At 71.2% G+C, this 22895-nt stretch carries 17 protein-coding genes; 3 read left to right on the top strand and 14 right to left on the bottom strand.

Features of this window, described 5'->3' with window-relative positions; genetic code table 11:
- Positions 1 to 97: 97 nt before the first annotated feature.
- The 5 genes from ffh to nsdA all read right to left on the bottom strand — a co-directional run bounded on the left by ffh (position 98) and on the right by nsdA (position 7726).
- Positions 98 to 1648 carry a signal recognition particle protein gene (gene ffh, locus ACZ7LV_RS28760; RefSeq protein ID WP_471943451.1) on the bottom strand — a complete coding sequence of 517 codons (1551 nt, stop codon included), beginning with the start codon at positions 1646 to 1648 and terminating at the stop codon, positions 98 to 100.
- Between the two features lie 115 nt (positions 1649 to 1763).
- Positions 1764 to 4208: a [protein-PII] uridylyltransferase gene (locus ACZ7LV_RS28755; protein WP_471943449.1), complete on the bottom strand. Its 2445-nt coding sequence runs from the start codon at positions 4206 to 4208 to the stop codon at positions 1764 to 1766.
- A gap of 25 nt (positions 4209 to 4233) precedes the next feature.
- On the bottom strand, positions 4234 to 4572 hold the full coding sequence (locus ACZ7LV_RS28750; RefSeq protein WP_471943447.1) for a P-II family nitrogen regulator: 339 nt from the start codon (positions 4570 to 4572) through the stop codon (positions 4234 to 4236).
- The gene (locus ACZ7LV_RS28745) at positions 4569 to 5912 is read right to left on the bottom strand and encodes an ammonium transporter (protein ID WP_471943445.1); all 1344 of its coding nucleotides are present in this window, start codon (positions 5910 to 5912) and stop codon (positions 4569 to 4571) included. Before ACZ7LV_RS28745 ends, ACZ7LV_RS28750 begins: the two co-directional genes overlap by 4 nt.
- Positions 5913 to 6250: 338 nt before the next feature.
- Positions 6251 to 7726: a transcriptional repressor NsdA gene (gene nsdA, locus ACZ7LV_RS28740; RefSeq protein ID WP_471943443.1), complete on the bottom strand. Its 1476-nt coding sequence runs from the start codon at positions 7724 to 7726 to the stop codon at positions 6251 to 6253.
- A gap of 444 nt (positions 7727 to 8170) precedes the next feature.
- Here nsdA and ACZ7LV_RS28735 point away from each other — a divergent pair, with 444 nt between their 5' ends.
- The gene (locus ACZ7LV_RS28735; protein ID WP_471943441.1) at positions 8171 to 8833 is read left to right on the top strand and encodes a bifunctional DNA primase/polymerase; all 663 of its coding nucleotides are present in this window, start codon (positions 8171 to 8173) and stop codon (positions 8831 to 8833) included.
- A gap of 400 nt (positions 8834 to 9233) precedes the next feature.
- On the opposite strand, the gene ftsY is transcribed toward ACZ7LV_RS28735, so the two are convergent.
- Complete coding sequence (gene ftsY, locus ACZ7LV_RS28730; protein WP_471943439.1) at positions 9234 to 10442, bottom strand: signal recognition particle-docking protein FtsY; 1209 nt, start codon at positions 10440 to 10442, stop codon at positions 9234 to 9236.
- A 159-nt stretch (positions 10443 to 10601) separates the two neighbouring features.
- Here ftsY and ACZ7LV_RS28725 point away from each other — a divergent pair, with 159 nt between their 5' ends.
- Positions 10602 to 11573 (top strand): LLM class flavin-dependent oxidoreductase, encoded by a 972-nt coding sequence (locus ACZ7LV_RS28725; RefSeq protein WP_471943437.1) that lies wholly within the window; start codon positions 10602 to 10604, stop codon positions 11571 to 11573.
- Positions 11574 to 11693: 120 nt separating this feature from the next.
- Here ACZ7LV_RS28725 and ACZ7LV_RS28720 read toward each other — a convergent pair whose 3' ends face one another.
- The 4 genes from ACZ7LV_RS28720 to ACZ7LV_RS28705 all read right to left on the bottom strand — a co-directional run bounded on the left by ACZ7LV_RS28720 (position 11694) and on the right by ACZ7LV_RS28705 (position 18048).
- Positions 11694 to 13112 (bottom strand): sugar porter family MFS transporter, encoded by a 1419-nt coding sequence (locus tag ACZ7LV_RS28720; protein ID WP_471943435.1) that lies wholly within the window; start codon positions 13110 to 13112, stop codon positions 11694 to 11696.
- Between the two features lie 196 nt (positions 13113 to 13308).
- The gene (gene smc / locus ACZ7LV_RS28715) at positions 13309 to 16932 is read right to left on the bottom strand and encodes a chromosome segregation protein SMC (RefSeq protein ID WP_471943433.1); all 3624 of its coding nucleotides are present in this window, start codon (positions 16930 to 16932) and stop codon (positions 13309 to 13311) included.
- A 248-nt stretch (positions 16933 to 17180) separates the two neighbouring features.
- Entirely contained in the window at positions 17181 to 17387 is a 207-nt protein-coding gene (locus ACZ7LV_RS28710; protein ID WP_401673801.1) for a hypothetical protein, read from the bottom strand.
- A gap of 379 nt (positions 17388 to 17766) precedes the next feature.
- Positions 17767 to 18048: an acylphosphatase gene (locus ACZ7LV_RS28705; protein ID WP_471943431.1), complete on the bottom strand. Its 282-nt coding sequence runs from the start codon at positions 18046 to 18048 to the stop codon at positions 17767 to 17769.
- Between the two features lie 159 nt (positions 18049 to 18207).
- Here ACZ7LV_RS28705 and ACZ7LV_RS28700 point away from each other — a divergent pair, with 159 nt between their 5' ends.
- A complete protein-coding gene (locus ACZ7LV_RS28700) occupies positions 18208 to 19455 on the top strand; it encodes a CAP domain-containing protein (RefSeq protein WP_471943429.1) in 1248 nt (415 codons plus the stop codon).
- A 20-nt stretch (positions 19456 to 19475) separates the two neighbouring features.
- Here ACZ7LV_RS28700 and ACZ7LV_RS28695 read toward each other — a convergent pair whose 3' ends face one another.
- The 4 genes from ACZ7LV_RS28695 to ACZ7LV_RS28680 are packed head-to-tail and all read right to left on the bottom strand — an operon-like array spanning position 19476 to position 22859.
- Positions 19476 to 20717: a tyrosine-type recombinase/integrase gene (locus ACZ7LV_RS28695; protein WP_471943427.1), complete on the bottom strand. Its 1242-nt coding sequence runs from the start codon at positions 20715 to 20717 to the stop codon at positions 19476 to 19478.
- Positions 20717 to 20911 carry a helix-turn-helix domain-containing protein gene (locus ACZ7LV_RS28690; protein ID WP_381178468.1) on the bottom strand — a complete coding sequence of 65 codons (195 nt, stop codon included), beginning with the start codon at positions 20909 to 20911 and terminating at the stop codon, positions 20717 to 20719. Before ACZ7LV_RS28690 ends, ACZ7LV_RS28695 begins: the two co-directional genes overlap by 1 nt.
- Positions 20908 to 22305, bottom strand: a complete 1398-nt coding sequence (gene repSA / locus ACZ7LV_RS28685; RefSeq protein ID WP_471943600.1) for a replication initiator protein RepSA — start codon at positions 22303 to 22305, stop codon at positions 20908 to 20910. Before repSA ends, ACZ7LV_RS28690 begins: the two co-directional genes overlap by 4 nt.
- Before the next feature lie 26 nt (positions 22306 to 22331).
- Positions 22332 to 22859 carry a hypothetical protein gene (locus ACZ7LV_RS28680; RefSeq protein ID WP_471943425.1) on the bottom strand — a complete coding sequence of 176 codons (528 nt, stop codon included), beginning with the start codon at positions 22857 to 22859 and terminating at the stop codon, positions 22332 to 22334.
- Positions 22860 to 22895: the final 36 nt, after the last annotated feature.

Raw genomic sequence — 22895 nt, 5'->3', positions numbered from 1 at the left:
AGCATGTGCGGATACGGCGCCGGGGGCATCCCTGGAAACAGCGCCGGGCCACCCCTGGGAAAGGGGTGGCCCGGCGCCGTCACGGCAAGGGGTGCCGTCAGCCCATGAACTTCTTGAACTCGTCCGGCAGCTCGAAGTCCTGCGCGCCCTGCTGCGGGACCCCGAAGGCGTTGCCGCCCTGGGCGGCGGCCGCACGGCGGGCCGCGGCGTCCTGCTCCTGCTGCTTGCGCTTCATCGGGTTGCCGGAGCGCTGCTTGCCCTTGGCCTTCTTCTGCTGCTTCTTCGCCCGGCCGGGACCGCCGCCCATGCCCGGGACGCCCGGCATACCGGGCATGCCGCCGCCCTGCGCCATGCGGGACATCATCTTGCGGGCCTCGAAGAACCGCTCGACCAGGTTCTTCACGGCGCTGACCTCGACGCCGGAACCGCGGGCGATACGCGCGCGGCGCGAGCCGTTGATGATCATCGGGTCCTGGCGCTCGCCCGGGGTCATCGACTTGATGATCGCGGCGGTGCGGTCGACGTCCCGCTCGTCCAGGTTCTGGATCTGGTCCTTGATCTGACCCATGCCGGGCAGCATGCCGAGCAGCTTGGAGATGCTGCCCATCTTCCTGACCTGCTCCATCTGGGCCAGGAAGTCGTCCAGGGTGAAGTCCTGGCCCTTCTTGGACGCCAGCTTGGAGGCCATCTTCTCGGCCTCTTCCTGGCTGAACGTCTTCTCCGCCTGCTCGATCAGGGTGAGCAGGTCACCCATGTCGAGGATGCGGGAGGCCATCCGGTCAGGGTGGAAGGCGTCGAAGTCGTCGAGCTTCTCGCCGTTCGAGGCGAACATGATCGGCTTGCCGGTGATCTGGCGGATCGACAGGGCCGCACCACCGCGGGCGTCACCGTCGAGCTTGGAGAGCACCACGCCGTCGAAGCCGACGCCGTCGCGGAAGGCCTCGGCGGTGTTGACCGCGTCCTGACCGATCATGGCGTCGACGACGAACAGGATCTCGTCCGGGGAGACGGCGTCGCGGATGTCCGCGGCCTGCTGCATCATCTCCTGGTCGATGCCGAGGCGGCCGGCGGTGTCCACGATCACGATGTCGTGGACCTTGGACTTCGCGAAGTCGATCGAGTCCTTGGCGACCTTGACCGGGTCACCTACGCCGTTGCCCGGCTCCGGCGCGTAGACGGCCACGCCCGCGCGGTCGGCGACCACGCTCAGCTGGTTCACGGCGTTCGGGCGCTGGAGGTCGGCGGCGACCAGCAGCGGCGAGTGGCCCTGCTCCTTCAGCCACCGGCCGAGCTTGCCCGCAAGGGTGGTCTTACCGGCACCCTGCAGACCCGCCAGCATGATCACGGTGGGCGGCTGCTTGGCGAAGCGCAGCCGCCGGGTCTCGCCGCCGAGGATCGTGACGAGCTCGTCGTTGACGATCTTCAGGACCTGCTGGGCGGGGTTCAGCGCCTTGGAGACCTCGGAGCCGAGCGCACGCTCCTTGACGTTCTTGATGAAGCTCCGGACGACCGGCAGCGCCACGTCCGCCTCGAGGAGCGCGATCCGGATCTCGCGAGCCGTGGCGTCGATGTCCGCTTCACTGAGTCGCCCCTTGCCCCGGAGGGACTTGAAGGTGGCTGAGAGGCGGTCGGAAAGGGTATCGAACACGGCGGCGTCGGTCCTCGGCAGTAGGCGACAGTAGGGATCGCCCTCCAGGGTATCTGCCCCGCCAAGGGAATCGTCCTCGTCCAGCACATGAAGGAGCGCCCCGGCCGCCCGGCGGTCACCCCCTGAGCATCTCCTCCAGCTTCCGTGCCACCGTCACCGCCTCCTCGCCCGGCAGCGGCGCTCCCCGCGGGTCTGTGACGTAGAACGCGTCGACCGCGTTCGCGCCCAGCGTCGAGACATGGGCGCTGCGCACCCGCACCCCGGCGTCCTCCAGGGCACGCCCGATGCGGAAGAGCAGCCCCGGGGCGTCCTGGGCGCGCACCTCGATCACCGTGGCGAGACGGGAGGCCGCCGACGCGACCGTCACACGGGGCGGGGGCGCGACCACACCGCGGCGGCGCGGGTAGGCGGCGTCGCGTTCGGCCAGTCGGCCGGCGATGTCGAGCGAGCCGTCCAGGGCACGGACCAGATCCGCGCGCAGCCGTGCGGCCTGCGGCAGGGAGCCGTACTCGGCGGCGACCCGCCAGTCCAGCAGCAGCACCGACCCGTCGACGCCGGCGGGCAGCTCCAGGGCTCGCAGCTCGGCCGCGCGCACGGTCAGACGGTGCATGGCCAGCACGCCGGACACGGCGGGCAGCACACCGGGCTGGTCCGGCACGGCGATCAGGAGCTCCACGCCGAGCGGCTCGGGCTCGCCGGACGGCTCCTCGGTGGGCACCTCGGTCTGGGCCCGCAGCGACAGCACCGGGCTGCCCGTCGCGATCGCCTCCAGGGCGAGCCGTTCCTGCTCGGCGGTGGGCGCGGCGGCCTCCGGGTCGGCCGGGGCGTCCCCCGCGAGCACCGCCGAGACCCGTTTCACCAGGTCGGCGACGAGGGAGCCCCGCCAGGTCGACCAGGCGGCCGGCCCGGTGGCCAGGGCGTCGGCCTCGGTGAGCGCGTGCAGCAGCTCCAGCGTGCCGTGCGAGCCGACCGCCTCGGCGACCGCGCGCACGGTGGCGGGGTCCTCCAGGTCACGCCGGGTGGCGGTCTCGATGAGCAGCAGGTGATGGCGTACGAGGGTGGCGAGGACGGACACGTCCGCGCGGTCGAAGCCGATCCGGGCCGCCACGTCCCGCGCGATGATCTCGCCCGCCACCGAGTGGTCGCCCGGCCAGCCCTTGCCGATGTCGTGCAGCAGCGCGGCGACCAGCAGCAGGTCGGGCCGGCTGACCCGACGGGTGAACTCGGAGGCGCGGACGGCGGTCTCGATGAGATGCCGGTCGACGGTCCAGATGTGCACGGCGTTGCGCTGCGGCCGGCAGCGCACCCGCTCCCAGTCGGGGATGAGGCGGGTGATCAGGCCCTCCGCCTCCAGGGCCTCCCAGACCTCGACGGTCGGGCGGCCGGAGCCGAGCAGGGTGACCAGTTGTTCGCGGGCCTCGGCCGGCCAGGGCGTCGGCAGCGGGCGCGCGCCGGCCGCCATGCGCCGCACGGCGTGCAGGGAGAGCGGCAGCCCGGCCTGCGCGGCGGCGGCCGCGGCGCGCAGCGGGAGCACGGGATCGCGGTCGGGGCGCGCGGCGCGGGCGAGCACCACCTCGCCCTCCTGCTCGACGACCCCCTCCGCCAGCGGGGACCGCTCCGCGACCTGCTTGCCCCCGCCCAGCATGGACCTCAGCCGGGGCCGCACGGCCCGCGACCGCAGTACGCGCCCCACCTCACGCCAGGTGACGTCGCCGGCGTACGAGATGAGCCGCGCCGCCTCGTACACCTGCCGCAGCAAGGTGTCGGCGTCGAGCAGGCCCAGCCCGGCGGCGACCTCGTCCTGTTCCTGCAGGGCGAGCCGGTCGGTGGCCCGTCCGGTGGCGAGGTGCAGGGCGTCCCGGACGTCGAGCAGCCGGCGCCGGGCCTCGTCGAGGCCTTCGCGCGGGGCGTCGGCCAGCCAGGAGGCGGCGACGGCGCGCAGGGCGGTGGCGTCCCGCAGGCCGCCACGGGCCTCCTTGAGGTCCGGCTCCAGCAGATACTGCAGCTCGCCCTGTCGTTCGGCGCGTTCCGCGCAGAGTTCCTGGAGTTCCGGGAGGCGTTTGGGTGCCTGGTTGCGCCAGTCGGCGAGGACCGCGGTGCGCAGGCCCGCGGTCAGGCCGAGGTCGCCGGCGAGGTGGCGGGCGTCCAGCAGGCCGAGCTGGACCTTCAGGTCCTCCCCGGCCGTCCTGCGGGCCTCGGCCGGGGTGCGCACGGAGTGGTCGAGGGCCAGGCCCAGGTCCCAGACCGGGTACCAGATGCGGTCGGCGAGGGCGGCGATCGCCGCGGGGTCGCCGCTGTCGTGCAGCAGGAGGAGGTCCAGGTCACTGCGTGGGGAGAGCTCGCCGCGGCCGTAACCGCCGACCGCCACGAGCGAGACCCCGCGAAGCCCCTCGGCGCCCGCCCCGAACAGGCCCGCGAGCCAGTCGTCGGTCAGCCCGGCCAGGGCGGCACGGCGCGGCGGCCCGGACCGCGCCCCCTCGGTGAGGAGGCGCAGCCGGGCCGCCGCGTAGCCGCTGGGTCCCGAGTCCTCTGCTTCCGTCCGTACGCCCGTGCTCGTCACCCGGCGACTCCTGTTCTTCGGCGTGTCAGAGCGCGTCCGGTCCGCGCTCGCCCGTGCGGACCCGGACCGCGGTCTCGACCGAAAGGGACCAGACCTTGCCGTCACCGATCTTGCCGGTGCGGGCCGCCTTCACGATCACCTCGATCAGCTGCTCGGCGTCGTCGTCCTCGGCCAGCACCTCGATACGGATCTTGGGGACCAGGTCGACGGTGTACTCGGCGCCGCGGTAGACCTCGGTGTGCCCCCGCTGGCGACCGTAGCCGCTGGCCTCGGTGACCGTGAGTCCGTGTACTCCGAACGCCTGGAGGGCTTCCTTGATCTCGTCCAGCCGGTGGGGCTTGACGACGGCGGTGATGAGCTTCATGCGTCCACCTTCTTGTTCGCGGCTGCGCCGGGCGTGACGGCCACTGTGCTGGTGCGGGAGGCACCGCCGCCGGCGCCGCTGAAGTCGTACGCGGTCTCGGCGTGCTCGGCCTGGTCGATGCCGGTCACCTCGTCGTCCTCCGGTACCCGCATGCCGATCGTCCTGTCGATCAGGAAGGCGAGGATCGCGGAGACGATCAGCGAGTAGGCGAGGACGGCGAAGACACCGGCGCACTGCTTCCAGAACTGGTCCAGGCCGCCACCGTAGAACAGGCCCTCGACCTTGGACTGGCCCTTGCCGCTGGCGAAGAAGCCGATCAGCAGGGAGCCGAGCACACCGCCGACGAGGTGGACGCCGACGACGTCCAGGGAGTCGTCGTAGCCGAACCTGTACTTCAGGCCGACCGCCATCGCGCACAGCAGACCGGCGATGGCGCCCACGGCGATCGCGCCGAGCGGGTCGACCGCGCCGCCGGCCGGGGTGATGGCGACCAGACCGGCGACCGCGCCGGAGGCGGCGCCCAGCGTGGTGAACGCACCGTGGCGGAGCTTCTCGTAGATCAGCCAGGCCAGCATGGCGGCGGCCGTCGCGATCTGGGTGTTGACGAACATCAGCGCGCCCACGCCGTCGTCGTTGCCCAGCCAGGAGCCGGCGTTGAAGCCGAACCAGCCGAACCACAGCAGGCCGGCGCCGAGCATCACCAGGGGCAGGCTGTGCGGACGCATCGGGTCCCGCTTGAAGCCGATGCGCTTGCCGATCACCAGGATCACGCCGAGGGCCGCGGCACCGGCGTTGATGTGCACCGCCGTACCACCGGCGAAGTCGATCACGCCCAGCTCGAAGGCCCAGCCGCCCGTGCCCCAGACCCAGTGGGCGACCGGGAAGTACACGATCGTGGCCCACAGGGTGATGAACAGCGCCCATGCCGTGAACTTCACGCGGTCCGCGAGGGCACCGCTGATCAGGGCGGGTGTGATGATCGCGAACATCAGCTGGAAGACGGCGAAGACGAAGACCGGGATGGTGTAGCCGTCCCACAGGTCGCCGATGCCGATCCCCGTGAAGCCGACGTAGTCGGAGTTCCAGCCGATGAGGCTGCCGGAATCCGTACCGAACGCCATGGAGAAGCCGTACAGCACCCACAGAATGGTGACGATTCCCAGGCTGATGAAACTCATCATCAGCATGTTCAGGGTGCTTTTGACGCGGACCATGCCTCCGTAGAAGAAGGCCAGGCCCGGGGTCATGAGCATCACCAGGGCGGAACAGATGAGCATGAAGCCTGTGTTCGCGGACGACAGCGTGGGTGCGTCCGCCGCAAGCGTGATGGCTGGAGCCATCGGCGTCTCCTCGTCGTTGGATACGGCCCCGTGCGGGCGAAGCCTTGAGCGGGATGAGGGGTGGGCCGGTTATGCGCCACGACATTGACGCAGCGCGGTTTCGGTGGAAGCCCCTCGTTGTTTCGCCGGGGTGACGAAGGCGCCGTGCGTGTTACGCGTCCATGAACTGCCTGCTACGAGGCCGCGGGATCGTTATCGTGGCGCAACCTTCCCCCGCCGCTTTTCCGGGGGAAAAGGACCGGCCGCGGGCGGCCTTCCGATGACCTGGCATGGGGGAGCCGAGTCGGGCAGTTCGGGAGGGCCGGCCGCGGCCGGGGTCAGGGGTTTCGCCGCTGTGCTCAGACCGCTTCGGCGGTCTCCGGCAACTCCAACGCGAGCTTCTCGGTGAGGTCCACGACCTCGGCGACGTCACCGAAGTCACGGGCCGCGGTGTCCACGGTCTTTCGGATACGCGTGTTGACGCGCTCGGAACGGACGTTCTTGGCGACGGTCATGGCCTGATCGGCGAAGACCGCGCTCTGCTCGGGCTCCCGCTGGAGCAGGTGCACACTGGCCATGCCGATGAGGTTCAGCGCGTACGACCGCTGGTGCTCGGTGTCCTGCGCGAACAGCTCCACGGCCTTGCGCATCAGGGGTTCGGCCAGGGAGGCGTAGGCGGGGCTGCGGCCCGCGACGTAGGCGAGGTCGCGGAAGGAGTGGCTGTTCTCGGCGAACAGCTCGGCCTCGGAGAAGAAGCGGATCCAGTCGGGGTCCGGCTCGTCCCAGTCGTCGGCCTCGGCGAAGGTGTCCTCGGCCATCCGCACGGCCCGCTTGCACTTGCCGGGCTGACCCATGTTGGCGTACGCGCGGGCCTCCATCGCATACAGCATCGCCTGGGTGCGCGGGCTCGCGCAGTCGCGGCTGCCGTACTGCGCGAGGTGGATCAGCTCCAGCGCGTCCTCGGGGCGCCCGAGGTGGATCATCTGGCGGCTCATGCTGGACAGCACGTACGAGCCGAGGGGGCGGTCGCCGGCCTCCTTGGCGGCGTGCAGCGCCAGCACGAAGTACTTCTGCGCGGTCGGCTGGAGCCCCACGTCGTACGACATCCAGCCGGCCAGCTCCGCCAGCTCGGCGGCGAACTTGAAGAGCTTGCGGGTGGTGGGCTCGGGCTGGGGCTCCTGGAGCAGGTCGGTCACCTCGTGCAGCTGGCCGACGACCGCCTTGCGGCGCAGGCCGCCGCCGCACTGGGCGTCCCACTGCCGGAACATCACCGTGGTGGACTCCAGCAGGTCCAGCTCCGGCTTGGACAGCCGGCCCCGCGCGCGGGTGGACGGCACCGAGGAGGGCTCCGGCCGCGGGGAGGGCGGCGAGGGGACCAGCCAGCGCTGCATGGGCTCGATCAGGGCCGGTCCTGCGGACAGCGCGAGTGAGGTGCCGAGGAAGCCGCGACGGGCGAGCATCAGGTCGCTGCGCGAGAACTCGTTGAGCAGCGCGACCGCTTGGGGGCCCGTCCAGGGCAGGTCCACGCCGTGGGACGAGGGCGACTGGCGGGCGGCGCGCAGGCCGAGGTCCTCGATGGAGACGACGCAGCCGAACCGCTCCGAGAACAGCTCCGACAGGATGCGCGGGATCGGCTCGCGGGGGTTCTCACCGTCCAGCCAGCGGCGCACGCGCGAGGTGTCGGTGGAGATGTGGTTGGCGCCCAACTGGCGTGCCCTGCGGTTCACTTGCCGTGCCAGCTCGCCCTTCGACCAGCCGCTGCGCACGAACCACGAGCCCAACAGCTCATTCGGGCGCTTCTCAGCGTTCGTCCCGCTTCCGCCGCTGCCGCCCACTGGAACGCCCCCATCCCTCGGATCGCCTGCCACCGACTGCGCCAAGCCCTATCAGAATGCCCGTCAGTACGGTTGCCCGTCCGGAAGTTCTCAGTCTTCGAACGAGGAACCTGCTTGCCTCCGGCATACCCACCGGTGCATGTGCCCCTGCTGCCGTGCACACACGGTAATCCTACGATCACCCGCCCGGCCACGGCGATCCTGGAAACGCCACCATTCGCCACCCCTTCGAATGAACTCGCCGTCGCCTCCGCACGATTCACTTGACATAGGCCGGACGGAAGCGGGCGGACGGGTGCGCTCAGGGGCGCACAGTCCTGCGTACACCACCCGGGATGCTTCCGGAAGCCGTCTGGACCGCGCGGCAGTGGGAAATCGGAAACGGAGAGTCACGTTCTGATTCCGGCTCGTAACCACCGATGTGTCGGACCCGTTGGAGGGGGCATGGGCTTCACGATCGGCAGCAGTCGGGGGATCCGCGACATCAGGTCCGGCTCGCGTCGCCGGGGCCGCGCCTCGGAGTGCACCGCCGTGGCGGAGTACACCGGCCTGTGGGGCTGGGACGTCGTCCCCGGCGCACGGGCCGCCGCGAGCGCCTGCTCCTGCGGGCGCTCCGACTGCCGCGCGCCGGGCGCGCATCCACTGGACTTCGCGCCGGAGGTCCCGGCCGGGGCGACGCTGGACGAGGTGACCACCGCGTGGGACCAGTTCCCGGGCGCCGCGGTGATGCTGCCGGTCGGGCGGGCGTTCGACGTGATCGAGGTGGCCGAACCCGCGGGGCGGCGCGCGCTGGTCCGGCTGGAACGCATGGGCCTGCCCCTCGGCCCCGTGGCCGCCACCCCCGACGGCCGCGCCCACTTCCTCGTCGCGCCGGGCTCCGCGCCCGAGCTGCCCGCGTTGCTGTACCGCATGGGCTGGGACGACCCCCGCCTCGACCTGCGCGGCCTCGGCCGGGGTACGTACATCACGGCCCCGCCCTCCGACCGTGGCGGCCTCGGTCCGGTGCGCTGGCTGCGCCCCCCGGACCTGGACTCGGCCCGCAAGCCCCCGGCGGCCCGGCTCCTGCTGGGCACGCTGGCCTACCTCGCCCACCGCTCACGGGCGTGACCACCGCCGGCCCCGGGCGGCCGTGCCCGCGCGCCCCGCACCGGCTTGTCGGACGGCCCCGCCCGTCGCGCACCTCGGTCGCCACCTGACATCACCCCGGGACGGGCACCGCACCACGGCGAACGGCCTGGCGACCATGCCGCCCAGCCACACCTCCGAGCCAAGCACGCCACCGCGGGACGGCAGGAGCCTGCCGGCACGGGGCATCGCGACGCGACTGCCGTGCCCGCCCGGCACCGCAGCGCGACGGGAGGGCACCGCACCACGGCGGACGGCCTGGCGACCAGCCACACCACGGTGACGAAGCCGCTGCCCCGCCGGTCGGACCCTCGCACGACGAAGCGCCCGCCACCGGTGACTCGGGGCGGGCGCTTCCTTGTGTGCGGATGTCGGTGGGCACTCACTCCCCGATAAGCGCATCCACGAACGCTTCCGGCTCGAACGGCGCCAGATCGTCCGCGCCCTCGCCGAGCCCGATCAGCTTGACCGGGACGCCGAGTTCCCGCTGCACGGCGACGACGATGCCGCCCTTGGCGGTGCCGTCCAGCTTGGTGAGGACGATGCCCGTGATGTCGACGACCTCGGCGAAGACGCGCGCCTGGACGAGGCCGTTCTGGCCGGTGGTGGCGTCGAGGACGAGGAGGATCTCGTCCAGGGGAGCGTGCTTCTCGACGACCCGCTTGACCTTGCCGAGCTCGTCCATGAGGCCGGTCTTGGTGTGCAGCCGGCCGGCGGTGTCGATGAGCACCACGTCGGCGCCCATCTCCTTGCCCTCCTTGACGGCGTCGAACGCGACGGACGCGGGGTCGCCGGCCTCCGGCCCCCGCACGGTGTAGGCGCCGACCCGCTCGCCCCAGGTCTGGAGCTGGTCCGCGGCGGCGGCCCGGAACGTGTCGGCGGCACCCAGGACGACACTGCGGCCGTCGGCCACCAGGACGCGGGCGAGCTTGCCGGTGGTGGTGGTCTTGCCGGTGCCGTTGACGCCGACGACCATCACGATGCCGGGCTTGCTGGCCTCGGGCTCGGTCTTCACGACCCGGTCGAGGTCGGTGCCGACCAGGGTGAGCAGTTCCTCGCGCAGCAGGCCGCGCAGCTCCACGGGGGTGCGGGTGCCGAGCACCTTCACCCGCTCGCGCAGCCGGTCGACCAGCTCCTGGGTGGGCTGCACACCGACGTCGGCGGTGAGCAGGGTGTCCTCGATCTCCTCCCAGGTCTCCTCGTCGAGGTGCTCGCGCGACAGCAGCGTGAGCAGTCCCTTGCCGAGGGCGTTCTGGGAGCGGGACAGACGGGCGCGGAGGCGGACGAGCCGCCCCGCGGTGGGCTCCGGGACCTCGATCTCGGTCGGCGGGAGCTCGACGACGGGCGGTTCCTCGACGGCGACCGGGGCCGAGCCGTCGGGGAGGTCCACCTCCTCTATCGTGCGGCGCGGTTCCTCCCGCGGCGTCTCGGCCTCGTCGCCGACATGCGGCTCGGCCGGAGGTGCGGTGATGTCGGGCGTCGTGGGCGGCGGCGGGGGCAGCGACTTCTTCCGCCGGCTGCCGATGACGAGCCCGCCGATCGCGCCGATCACGACCACGGCGATGACTACAGCAAGGATGACGATTTCCATAACCCGTCCAGTATCAGCCATGGGGCTCCGGCGGCCCAGTTTGTGCGTTCGTCCAAGTGACGCGTGGCTCCGGTGGCCCTGCCCGGCGCCCCGTCTCTGGAAACCTGACGCCTCGTCAGCTACCGTCCCCCTCCACATCCGCCCGGCGAAGGGGATCCCATGCCCGTCTCGGTCGTCCGTTTCAACCTCGTCGAACCCGGTGCCACCCCCGCCTCCCTGCACGCCCGCTACCGGACGGCCCTGGAGATGGCCCGGTACGCCGACGACCACGGGATCACCACCGTGCAGACGGAGGAGCACCACGGGGTGCCCGACAACTGGCTGCCCTCGCCGTTCACCTTCGCGGGAGCGGTGCTCGGCGCCACCCGCCACCTCGCGGTCACCGTCTCGGCGGTCATCGGCCCGCTGCACGACCCGCTGCGGCTGGCCGAGGACATCGCCGTACTGGACCTGCTGAGCGGCGGGCGGCTGGTGACCGTCGCGGGGATCGGGTACCGGCCGCAGGAGTACGAGCTGTTCGGCGTGGACTGGGCGGCGCGCGGGCGGTTGCAGGACGAGGTGCTGGAGACGGTGCTGAGCGCCTGGACCGGGGAGGAGTTCACCTACCGGGGACGAACGGTGCGCGTCACACCGCGTCCGTACTCCGACCCGCACCCGCTGCTCCTGGTCGGCGGCTCCTCCCAGGCCGCCGCCCGCCGCGCCGCCCGCCTCGGTCTGCCGTTCTTCCCCAGCGCGCACCTGCCCGAGCTGGAGGCGTACTACAAGGAACGCCTGGTGGAGTACGGCACCGAGGGCTGGACCATGATGCCGTCCGCCGAGACGCCGCTGCTGCACCTCGCCGAGGACCCGGACCGGACATGGGCGGAGCACGGGAGGCACTTCCTGCACGAGGCGCGCACGTACGCCTCCTGGCAGTCGGCGGACATCCGCTCGGCCGTGCGGTCGGCGGCGACGACGGTGGCGGAGCTGCGTGCCGAGGGCGTCTACCGGGTGCTGACACCGCAGGCGTGCGTGGCGCAGGGCCTGGACAACCTCGTCCTGCATCCGCTGGCCGGCGGGATGCCGCTGGAGGAGGGCTGGCGCAGTCTGCGGTTGTTCTGCGAGAAGGTGCTGCCCCGGCTCAGTGGCTGAGCCGGGGCAGCACCTCTCCACGAGGGCGAGGAGAAGGGCAGCGGGGACTTGGCCCCTCTCCTCGGGCTCTCGTCGAGCTCTCCTCGGGCCCTCCTCGCGTCGAGGGCCTCGGGGTGGGACTCAGCCCATCTCCTCCAGCGACTTGCCCTTCGTCTCCTTCACGAACTTCAGGACGAACGGGATGGAGAGCGCCGCGAAGACGGTGTAGATCACGTAGGTCGCGGAGAGGTTCCAGTCGGCCAGCGACGGGAAGCTCGCGGTGATGGCCCAGTTGGCGATCCACTGCGCGGCCGCGGCCACGCCCAGCGCGGCGGCGCGGATCCGGTTCGGGAACATCTCGCCGAGCATGACCCAGACGACCACACCCCACGACAGGGCGAAGAAGAGGACGAACACATGGGCGGCGATCAGGGCGACCCAGCCCTGCGTCGCCGGGAGCCTGCCGTCCACGAGGTCGAAGGAGAACGCCCAGGCCTCCAGCGCGAGGCCGATCACCATGCCGACCGAGCCGATGATCGCGAGGGGCCGGCGGCCGATGCGGTCGACGAAGATCATCGCGATGACCGTGCCGACGATGTTGATGATCGACGTGGTGAAGGAGTAGAAGAACGAGTCCGCCGGGTCCACGCCGACCGACTGCCACAGCGTCGCGGAGTAGTAGAACGCGACGTTGATGCCGACGAACTGCTGGAACACCGACAGGCCGATGCCGACCCAGACGATCGGCTTGAAGTAGAAGCTGCCGCCGAGCAGGTCCTTGAAGGTCGACTTGTGCTCGCGCTTCATGGCGTGCTCGATCTCGGTGACGCGCGAGTCGAGATCGATGTCACGGCCCTCGACCTCGGCGAGGATCTCGCGGGCGCGCTCGCGCTTGCCGACGGAGATCAGGTAGCGCGGGGACTCGGGGATGGCGAAGGAGAGCAGGCCGTACAGGACGGCCGGGACGACCATGACGCCGAGCATCAGCTGCCAGGCCTCCACGCCCAGCAGCTCACCGCGCTGGTCGCCGCCGGCGGCGTTCAGGATGCCCCAGTTGACCAGCTGCGAGATGGCGATACCGACCACGATCGCGGCCTGCTGGAAGGAGCCGAGACGGCCGCGGTAGGCGGGCGGGGCGACCTCGGCGATGTAGGCCGGGCCGATCACGGACGCCATGCCGATGGCGAAACCGCCGATCACACGCCAGAAGGCGAGGTCGTACAGCGAGAAGGGCAGGGCGGAACCGACGGCGCTCACGGTGAACAGCACCGCGGCGATCTGCATGCAGCGGATGCGGCCGATACGGTCGGCGATCCGGCCCGCCGTCGCGGCGCCGATCGCGCAGCCGATCAGCGCGACGGCGATGACCTGCGCCAGCGCCGCGGAGCCGATGTCGTAGCGGTCCCTGATGGCCTCGACCGCACCGTTGATCACGGAACTGTCGTAGCCGAAGAGGAAACCGCCCATCGCGGCCGCCGCCGCGATGAAGATGACGTGCCCGAGATGTTCGGGCTGAGCCGGCCTGGCTCCTGGCTTGGGTGCCTGCGGTGTGCTGGTCACGTGTACTCCTCGGGCCACCGGCGACACTGCCGGAGTGGGGGGTCAGCCCTCGCAGGTGGCGAAACCTGAAGGCAAAAACAACGTGGGAGAGACTATGCGTTCAAGTTTCGTAGTCAATAGGTTGATGTTAAGAATCTTAGCCCTATAAGTGAGGGGTTTGTGTTCACAACTTGAACGTCGATGCCATCGAGGGGCCTCAGCGCAGCCGCTGGCTGATGACCTTCGACACACCGTCGCCCTGCATCGAGACGCCGTACAGCGCGTCGGCGACCTCCATCGTCCGCTTCTGGTGCGTGATGACGATGAGCTGCGAGGCCTCCTGCAGCTCCTGCATGATCCGGATCAGCCGCTGCAGGTTGGTGTCGTCGAGCGCGGCCTCGACCTCGTCCATCACATAGAACGGACTGGGTCTCGCCTTGAAGATCGACACCAGCAGCGCGACGGCGGTCAGCGACCGCTCACCGCCGGAGAGCAGACTCAGCCGCTTGACCTTCTTGCCCGGGGGGCGCGCCTCGACGTCCACACCCGTGGTGAGCATGTTGTCGGGATCGGTCAGCACCAGCCGCCCCTCGCCCCCGGGGAAGAGCCGGCTGAAGACGCCCTCGAACTCGCGGGCGGTGTCCCAGTAGGCCTCGGTGAAGACCTGCTCGACCCGCAGGTCGACCTCCTTGACGACCTGGAGCAGGTCGGCGCGGGTCTTCTTCAGGTCCTCCAGCTGCTCGCTGAGGAACTTGTGCCGCTCCTCCAGCGCCGCGAACTCCTCCAGCGCCAGCGGATTCACCTTGCCGAGCTGCTGGTAGGCCCGCTCCGCCGACTTCAGCCGCTTCTCCTGCTCGGCCCGCACGAAGGGCTTCGGCCGGTTGCGCGGGTGCTCGGGATCCTCCGGCAGCTCCTCGCCCTCGGCGGGCGGAGACGGCGGTACGAGCTGAGCCGGACCGTACTCTGCGATCAGACCGGCGGGTTCGACACCCAGCTCCTCCAGCGCCTTGCTCTCCAGCTGTTCGATCCGCATCCGCTTCTCGGCGCCGAGCACCTCGCCCCGGTGCACGGAGTCGGTCAGCTTGTCGAGTTCGGCCTTGAGGTCACGGCCCTCGGTACGGGCCGCGGTGAGTTCCTGCTCGCGGCGCGCCTTGGCGGTCTCGGCGGCGGTGCGCTCCTCCTCGGCGCGGGCGAGGGAGACCTCGACGTGCGCCAGCAGCTGGCGGGCACCGGAGGCGACGGCCTGGGCGACGGCCGCCTCGTGCCGCAGGCGCGCCTTGCGCTGCTCGGCACGCGCGCGTGCCTCACGTTCGGCGCGCGCGGCCCGGTCGAGGGAGTCGGCCCGTCCGGCGAGCCCCTTGACCCGCTCCTCATGGGTACGGACCTGCAGGCGGGCCTCCATCTCGGTCTGCCGGGCGTTGGCGCCGTCGGCGGCGAGCCGGTCCCGCGCGGAGGTGTCCGGCTCCTCCTCGATCGGCATCTCCTCGGCGACCGCGAGCCGTTCGGCGAGTTCCTCGACGTCCATGAGGGCCTTGTCGAGCGCCTCCTGCGCCCGCGCGGCCGCCGCGACGCTCCGCTCGGCCTCCCCGGCGGCGGCCCTGGCCTGCCCGGCGAGGCGCCCGAGCTGCTGCGCCACGGACGACTTCTCCCGGTCGGCGGACCGTCGCCGCTCCCCCAGCTCCTCGACGAGCCCGGCGATCTCCTTGCGCCGCTCACCGGCCGCCCGCTGCGCCTCGGCGAGCTCCTCGCAGCGCACGGCCAGCTCCTCGAGCTCGGCGGCGGCCTCGTCGACGGACGCCTGCACCTCCAGCAGACTGGGCGCGCCCGCGGAACCGCCGTGCGCGAAATGCGCCCCGAGCAGGTCCCCTTCGGCGGTGACTGCCGTGAGGTCGGGCCGCGCGTAGACGAGGTCCTCGGCGTCCTCCAGGGTGCCGACGACGACGATGTTCCGCAGCAGCCGCCGTACGGCGGGCATCAGCTCGGCAGGGCCCCGGACCAGCTCGGCGGCGAAGGGCTGCGAGGACGGCCCCGCGGGAGACCGACGGTCGGGCGCGGGCCCGTCAGGGCCGTGCGTCCCGGCGTCCGCCCGCGGCGTTCCGGGTCCCGGCGCCGGCTCTTCCGGCGCGCCCGCCAGCAGCAGGGCCGCGCGGCCGCCGTCCTGCTTGCGCAGCAGGCGGATCGCCTCGGCGGCCGAGGCCGGGGTCGTGGCGGCGATCGCGTCGGCCGCCGCCCCGAAGGCCGCGGCGAGCGGTACCTCGTAGCCCGGTGTCACCGAGAGCAGCTCCGCCGCCGGGCCCAGGACCCCGGTGAGCCGGTCGCGCGCTCCGAGCAGTATTCCGGTGCCGTCCTTGCGCCGCAGGCCCATGGCGAGGGCGTCGTGGCGGGCCTGCGTCGCGGCCCGGCTGCGTTCGGCCGCCGTGGCCGCCTCCCGGGCCGCGGCGAGCGCGGACTCCGCCTCGGTCAGCTGCCGCTTGGCCGCCTCGTGCCGCTCGGCGAGTTCGGCGTCGCCCGCGTCGAGACCGTCGACCTCGGCCTTGAGCGCCTCGTACTCCTCCTGCGCGGCGACCGCCCGCTCCTGCGCCTCGTCGCGGGAAGCGGCGAGGCGGTCGATCTCGGCCTGGGCGGAGGCCGCGCGTGAACGGGCCGCGCCGACCTGGCCGTTCAGCCGGGCCAGCCCCTCGCGGCGGTCGGCGATGGCGCGGGCCGCGTCCTTCAGACGGCGCTCCTCGGACGCCAGCTCGCGCTCCAGCTCGGCGCGGTGGGCGACCGTGTCGTCGAGGGCGCGCTGGGCCGCCTCCAGGGCCGCCTCCAGCTCGGCCTCCTGCTCGCGGACGCGGTGGGCCTCGCGCTCCATGTTCTCGGGGTCACGGCCGCGCCGCTCCTCGGGCGGGGCGGAGGTGGCGCTCTTGACCCGCGCCTCGGCCAGCGAGATGGTGCCGCGCACCCGTTCGGCCAGCTGGGACAGCTCGTACCAGGTCTGCTGCGCACGCTGCAGGCGCGGGGTGAGGCGGCGGACCTCGTCCTCCAGGAGCGCCTCGCGCTGGAGCGCCTTGCGCAGCTCCTGCTCGGCGGCCTCCTTGCGTTCCTTCAGCGCGGCCTCGTCGGCGACCTCCGCCTGGAGCGCCTCCTTGAGCCGGACGAGATCGTCGGCCAGCAGCCGCAGCCGGGCGTCGCGCAGATCGGCCTGGATGACGGCGGCCCGGCGGGCGACCGCCGCCTGCCGGCCCAGGGGCTTCAGCTGGCGCCGCAGCTCGTCGGTCAGGTCCTGCACACGCGCCAGGTTGGCCTGCATCGCGTCCAGCTTCCGCAGCGCCTTCTCCTTGCGCTTGCGGTGCTTGAGGACTCCGGCGGCCTCCTCGATGAAGGCGCGGCGGCCCATCGGATCGGCGTGCAGTACGGAGTCGAGCTGGCCCTGGCCGACGATGACGTGCATCTCGCGGCCGATGCCGGAGTCGGAGAGCAGCTCCTGGATGTCGAGGAGACGGCATGTGTCGCCGTTGATCTGGTACTCGCTGCCACCGTTGCGGAACATGATCCGCGTGATGGTGACCTCGGCGTACTCGATGGGCAGCGCCCCGTCGGAGTTGTCGATCGTGAGCGACACCTCGGCCCGGCCGAGCGGCGGGCGGCCGGTGGTGCCGGCGAAGATGACGTCCTCCATCTTGCCGCCGCGCAACGACTTGGCGCCCTGCTCGCCCATGACCCAGCTCAGCGCGTCCACGACGTTGGACTTGCCCGAGCCGTTCGGTCCGACGACGCACGTGATGCCCGGCTCGAACCGGAGCGTGGTCGCGGAGGCGAACGACTTGAACCCGCGGAGGGTCAGGGCCTTGAGGTGCACGCCGCTGGACTCTACCTTCCGGGGTTGTCCCACTCCATGAACCCACGGTTTCGCCGCTGAACGCGCAGGGCACACCAAACGTTAAAGACGCTGAAAGGATGCGCGGAGCAAGAAAGCACGGGGGGCCGGCGGCACGGGGGCAGGAGAGACAAGAAAGAAGGGACGCCGAAGCGTCCCTTGCGACTTCTGACAACTGAGCGGTTGATACGGGCAGCCCAACCACTGTGTGTCGTCGTGCGACGCAGTGATCAGGTGAGCGCAGGCTCCGCCTGGTGTGCGTCGACGCTCTCCATGATCCTGTCGTGGTGAGAAGCGGCAGCCGTCAGCGCCTCGTTCTCGGCCTGGATCCGTCCGAGCTCGGATTCCAGGTCCTGTACGCGCTGCTGGAGCCGTCGCATCTCGGCGAGGAGTCGAGGGTCGGAGCCGCCGACGTAACCGAGAAGCGCCTTTGCCATGATGGATGGTCCTCCACACTGAGTGACCGACCGATGCGGTGTGGGTCGTGAGGGATTCGCACCCGCGGCCGCTTGGCACTGTGGAGTTGTGCTGGCGTTCATACATGCCAAACAGCTAAGGTGCGCGGGGCTTTCAGCGTCTCACCAAAAAGTTTGACGGTCAACACGATCACGCCCTGTATTGGGGGTCAACCCGCCGACGCGCGGCCGGAAACGGCGGCGCGGGGATTTCCGCGGGGCACTCAGGGCGTGGCGATCATCCTTGCGTGTGGAGTCTGCCAAGGCAAGCGGTTCTCGGCAATCACCTGCTCGTTTCCGCTCCGGGCGGGGGCCGCCGGCGCCCGGCGGACCGGTCCGGCGGGCCTCGCGCCGCGTCGCGTCAGCGGATGGCGAAGCCGTCGTAGCCGCCGCGCGGTGTGTCCCAGATCTCGGTGACGCCTTCCACCCGCCCGGGCGTGTCGTCCCCCTCCAGCCAGTCCAGGAGTCCCTGACAGCCCTGGCGCGGCCCCTCCGCGACCACCTGGACGCGGCCGTCGGCGAGATTGAGAGCAAAACCACTGAGGCCGCCGATCTCCAGGGCCTTGGCCCGCGTGAACCAGCGAAAACCCACACCTTGGACGCGTCCCCGCACCCAGGCGACCAACCGCACATCCTCACTCATGGCTGCAACCTAACCGGCCAATGTCCCTGGGGACACTTCCTCCCCGAGCGCCATGCGGTACCGTCCAGCCCCAATGAATCTCATATGAAACTCACTCGATCGAGTGGGTTTGGTTGGCCGGGGGGACGAGTCGACCGCGAGACCGAGGAAGGCCATCACATGGGACGCCACCGACGCTCCGCCGCCGGCCGCGCCACCACGGGGGACCACGAGACGCACGGCTCCTCCCTGGGGGGCCTCGACCCGCAGTACGCGACCGAGGCCGGCCCCGCACGGGGTATCGCTCCGTACCTGAACCCCGAGGCGTACGCCGAGACGGTCTCGCGGAGCGAGGCCTACCTCTTCGCCGGCGACTCGGTCGGCTCCGCCGCCTCTGTCGGCTCTGTCGCCTCTGTCGCCGACACGGCGGCCTTCCCGGTGGCCGACGTCCACGGCGGCTACGGCCGCGTCGACCGCGGCCCGGACCTCTACGACCTGGCCGCCTACGACGTGGCCCCCCGCGGCACGGACGCGTACGGACCGGACTCCTACGGCCCGGACGACCGCGGCTTCGACGGCGGATCGCGGCACGGCCGCTCGCACCGCCGCAAGAAGAAGAACATGGCGCCCGTCCGCAACGGACTGCTCGGCGTCTCCGCCGCGGTCGCCCTCGGCACGGTCGCGGTCGCCACCGGCGTCCTGCCCGGCGGCGACACCTACACGCTGGGCGGGGGCGGCGCCGACAAGGTGCAGGCCGAGGACACCCCGAGCAACACCGAGTCCCTGCAGGGCGGCAGCTACGGCACCGCCGAGGCGGGCGACCGCGACGGTGGTACGCCCACCAGCCGCGACGCCGGGCGCAGCACCTCGCCGTCCCGCTCGACCCCGTCGGCCCAGCCGACCACCGAGGCGCCGACACCCACGGCCCCTTCCCGGAAGCAGCCGTCGACCGAGCCGTCGTCGAAGAAGCCCTCGCCGAGGACCACCCCGTCGCGCAAGCCCTCGAATGTGCCGTCGCAGAAGGCGACTCCGCCGGTGACGGTCTCCCCGGAGACCGCCGCCGAGACCGAGGTGCTCAGGCTCGTCAACGACGAGCGCGCCCAGGCCGGGTGCAGCCCGCTGGCCGCGAACAGCGCGCTCGCGGATCTGGCCGGGGACTACAGCGACGCCATGGCCGAGCAGGGCTTCTTCGACCACACCGACCCGAGCGGCAGGACGCCCTGGGACCGTGCCGAGGCCGCCGGCATAGGCAACCTCGGGGGCGAGAACATAGCCCGCGGCCAGGCGGACGCGGCGGCGGTCATGGAGGCCTGGATGAACAGCCCCGGCCACCGCGCCAACATACTGAACTGCGACTTCAAGACCCTCGGCGTCGGCGTCCACCACGGCCCGGGCGGCCCGTGGTGGACCCAGAACTTCGGCTACTGAGATAATCGCAGGTCAGGGGGCTAGGAAGCCCCTGGGGCCGCCTCCGGGCCGTCCCCCGATAGCCCCTCATTCTCGAAGACGCGATCCACGGCGGCCCGGGTCCGCGTCTCACTCGACGGCATCAGGTGCGTGTACGTGCGCAGGGTGAAACCGGGGTCGTGGTGGCCCAGGTACTCACTGAGTGCCTTGATGCTCTCCCCCGCGTCCAGGAGCACCGAGGCATAGAAGTGCCGCAGGGCGTGCATGCCGTTGCTGCGCTCAGGGTCGACGCCGGCCGTTCGGAGAGCTGGCCGCCACACGCGGTCATTGAAGCGGTTGCGATTCAGGGCCAAGCCCTCGGCACTGATGAAGAGCAGCGAGGCCGTGACCGGCGGTCCGTCGAGGGTCTTCCACGGCAGGGTGATCGTCGTCGCCGGGTGCCGCTTCAGGTGACCGGCCAACGCGAAGGCGACGGACTGGGGCAGAGGAACGTCACGTTCTCGCCCGCTCTTCGGCGGGGCGAAGACCGCCCGATGGCGTTGCAGCAACTTGACCTGCCGTACGACATGCACGACACCGCCGAGGAAGTCGACGTCTTCTACCGCCAGGCCGAAGACCTCTCCCTGGCGCAGGCCGAGGCCAGCCGCGACGTTCACCAGGGCCTGATAGCGGTCCGGCAAGGCAGCGCGAACTGCCGTGACCCTGCCGACTGACCAGGGCTTGACCTTGCGCGGCTCAAGTCGAGGAGCTTTGACCGAGCGTGCGCTACACGGATTGACGCGAATGATCCGGTCCTCGACGGCTGCGGTGAACACCGTCGAGACGTGGGCGAAGATGCCGCGCCGGTAGCCAGCCGAGAGCCCTCGATCTTCCAGCGTGCGCAGCCAGAGGCGCAGATGGGAGGGCGTGAACGAACTCATCGGCCGGGTGCCCAGGTGCGGGATCGCGTGGAGCCGTAGCCGACTCTCTACAGACTCACGGGTCAATGGGTCGGTGATCTGCGTTGCCATCCACCCGGTGGCGTACTGCTCAAACGTGACCTTCCCGGAGCTCGGGTCCACGTAGTCACCGCGCGACATGTCCACCTCGATGTTGGCGAGCCACTGTTCCGCCTTGCGCTTCTGCTTGTCCGGGAAGCTCTTCGACTTCTCGGAACCGTCCGGGCCGACATACCGGGCGCGGTAGCGCATGCCGACGCCGAAGCGGTCGGTCTTGGCCTTGACGGTCTGGCCGTCGGAGTCGGTCCCGACCTTGTACCAACGGTCTTGGACATGTCCGGCCATCAGGCGGCCCTTTCCATCTGGGACTCGACCCAGACGCGGACGTCTTCGGGGTCGAAGCGAAGGTGCCGGCCGACGCGGAAGCCGCGCGGTCCGGTCTGCTTGCGGCGCCACTGGTAGACGGTCTCGACCGGAACGCCGAGGAGGTCGGCCAGGTCGACCGGGGTCAGGTAGCGGTCGGGCAGCGCGCGCCTCATGTCCTCGCCTCCGTGTCGTCGCTGTCGTGCAGATCTGCGAGTGCGTCACGTGCCGTCTCGCGGTTCAGACGCAGGTCCCGAGCGATCGAGGCGGCGAGCCAGGACTCACCGGGGGTGTGGCCTTGTCCGGCGTAGGTCCAGTGGGCGAGCACCAGCGTGGAGCCCTCCGAGTCGTCGAGGTCCTCGGAGAGCCCGCGTTCGCGGCGTTCCTGGCGGGCGCGGTAGTCGGCGCGCACCTGGCGCAGGGCGCCCAGGGTGGTGGAGTAGCGGCGGGACTTGGTCGAGAAGTGGCCGCGGAAGCCGAGCATGTGAGCCCACCGCGCCAACAGCCGTTCCGGGTATGCGTCGTCAAGCACCCAGCACGCTTCGATGAGGCGTCGGGTGTGCGCGGGCAACGGCAGCTTGTCGAGTTCCGAGAGCTCTCCGATCCGGCGGTCCACCGTGCCGGTGGTCTCGGCCGCCTTGGTGGCGTACTTGGCGACGTAGGAAGCGACGGCCTGCTCGGTCAGTTCCTCGTGGCCCAGTGCCCCGATGGCCTGTACGTCGACCTGGGAACCCCAGCGCAGGACCCGCGCGGGGAAGTCGCCGGACGCGGGCACCGGTACCGAGACGCGCCCGGCAGCGGCACGGATCGCCCCGTCCAGCAGAGCGGCCGTGGCCCATGGTGGCGGAGCCGAGTCGGGACCGGCCGGGCCGTCGAGGCGCACCACGGCGTGGAAGTGCACGGCGCCACGCTTTTGGAATTCGGCGACCTTGCCGAAGGAGACCCGGCACACCTCCCGCAGCGCCGACTGCGTCAGGCCGGCGCGAGCGGCGATCTCCCGGCGCAGGTAGATGGTGAAGCGCCGCCACAGATCCCCGGCGAAGTTGTTGAACAGCACCGACCCGGCATAGTCGTACGAGCCCGGGTCAAGGGCTGTGCCGAGGGCGGGGTCGTCGTCGGTGTGCTGGGTGCCGCAGCGGCAGCGTCCGGAGTCGGGGCGGTTGTGGACCGGGCCGAACGAGGGTGCGGTCAGGGTGGCGAACACACGAGGGTGATCCCGCACCGTCGCGGGCACGTCCTTGCGTTCGTCGCCGGTGATCCCGGCACGGATCAGGTGATAGGTGTCGCCCGCGTAGGTCCAGGCGCAGGCCGGGCAGCGCGAGGCCCGGCGGTTGCCGCAGGCCACGCGGAGCGTGCCGCCAGGCTCCTGCTCGGTGCTGTAGGAGTACAGGACGTCACCGGTCTTCGCGTCCCGGGTGACGGTCTGGCCCTGGAGGCGGATCGGGTGAGCGCAGCCGCCGGTACGGCTGACCTGTTCCTGCCACCGGTCGAAGCCCGGCGAGTTCGCTACCCGCAGCAGGTCAGCCAGGGTCACGGGGTCGACGCCAAGGGAGGCCGCAGCACCGGCCACGGCCTCCGGAGGGACGGGGAAGAGCGTCACGCGGCACCCCTGCACAGCGAGCAAGGGCCGTAGCCCTCCTCGTACCAGTCCGCGTCCACGTCCACGACCCAGAAGGCCCACACCTGGCGGGTGTCGCCGCAGTCAGGACACGGACCGTCCAACACGAACCGGCAGCCCCGCTCCCGGGCTTCATCACTCATGGAGACGGAGTGCGTGACTAGCGCCGCCAACTCCCCAGCCCGCCGGTCGCGCTTGCGGTTGGGGAACCGCTCGGCGTGAGCCCGCTTCTGCTCGACCGTGACCCGCTTCAGCGCGTCGAAGCGCCGGTATCCGGCCTCCAGCGCGGCAAGGTGGCGGAGCCGATCCAGGCCCACCCGACCAGCACCCTGAATGATCCAGGCAACGAGCTGCGCGGTGTCCCCGCGCTTGTAGCGGTAGCCGTCCGGCAGGTCCGAGGCATACAGCGCCACGGTTCGCTCACCGTTCGACAGGTCTGCGACCGACACGGACGGCACAGATAAGGCGTCCGCAGTGACGTGCTCAGCAACCAGAGTTGCGGGCATGATGGGACTTCCCTTCGAGGGAGCCAGGGGCGGCGG

Source organism: Streptomyces sp. NPDC107562 (genome assembly GCF_055657325.1).
Note: the sequence above shows the minus strand (reverse complement) of the source record. Positions and strands in the feature narration are given on the sequence as shown.

What these genes read in the sequence shown, in the direction of transcription:
- ACZ7LV_RS28735 (WP_471943441.1), top strand. Translation starts at nt 8,171, where the DNA reads ATGGGCTTCACGATCGGCAGCAGTCGGGGGATCCGCGACATCAGGTCC.
- ACZ7LV_RS28745 (WP_471943445.1), bottom strand. Translation starts at nt 5,912, where the DNA reads ATGGCTCCAGCCATCACGCTTGCGGCGGACGCACCCACGCTGTCGTCC.
- ACZ7LV_RS28700 (WP_471943429.1), top strand. Translation starts at nt 18,208, where the DNA reads ATGGGACGCCACCGACGCTCCGCCGCCGGCCGCGCCACCACGGGGGAC.
- ACZ7LV_RS28725 (WP_471943437.1), top strand. Translation starts at nt 10,602, where the DNA reads ATGCCCGTCTCGGTCGTCCGTTTCAACCTCGTCGAACCCGGTGCCACC.
- ACZ7LV_RS28750 (WP_471943447.1), bottom strand. Translation starts at nt 4,572, where the DNA reads ATGAAGCTCATCACCGCCGTCGTCAAGCCCCACCGGCTGGACGAGATC.
- ACZ7LV_RS28680 (WP_471943425.1), bottom strand. Translation starts at nt 22,859, where the DNA reads ATGCCCGCAACTCTGGTTGCTGAGCACGTCACTGCGGACGCCTTATCT.
- ACZ7LV_RS28695 (WP_471943427.1), bottom strand. Translation starts at nt 20,717, where the DNA reads ATGGCCGGACATGTCCAAGACCGTTGGTACAAGGTCGGGACCGACTCC.
- ftsY (WP_471943439.1), bottom strand. Translation starts at nt 10,442, where the DNA reads ATGGAAATCGTCATCCTTGCTGTAGTCATCGCCGTGGTCGTGATCGGC.
- ACZ7LV_RS28690 (WP_381178468.1), bottom strand. Translation starts at nt 20,911, where the DNA reads ATGAGGCGCGCGCTGCCCGACCGCTACCTGACCCCGGTCGACCTGGCC.
- ACZ7LV_RS28710 (WP_401673801.1), bottom strand. Translation starts at nt 17,387, where the DNA reads ATGGCAAAGGCGCTTCTCGGTTACGTCGGCGGCTCCGACCCTCGACTC.
- ACZ7LV_RS28705 (WP_471943431.1), bottom strand. Translation starts at nt 18,048, where the DNA reads ATGAGTGAGGATGTGCGGTTGGTCGCCTGGGTGCGGGGACGCGTCCAA.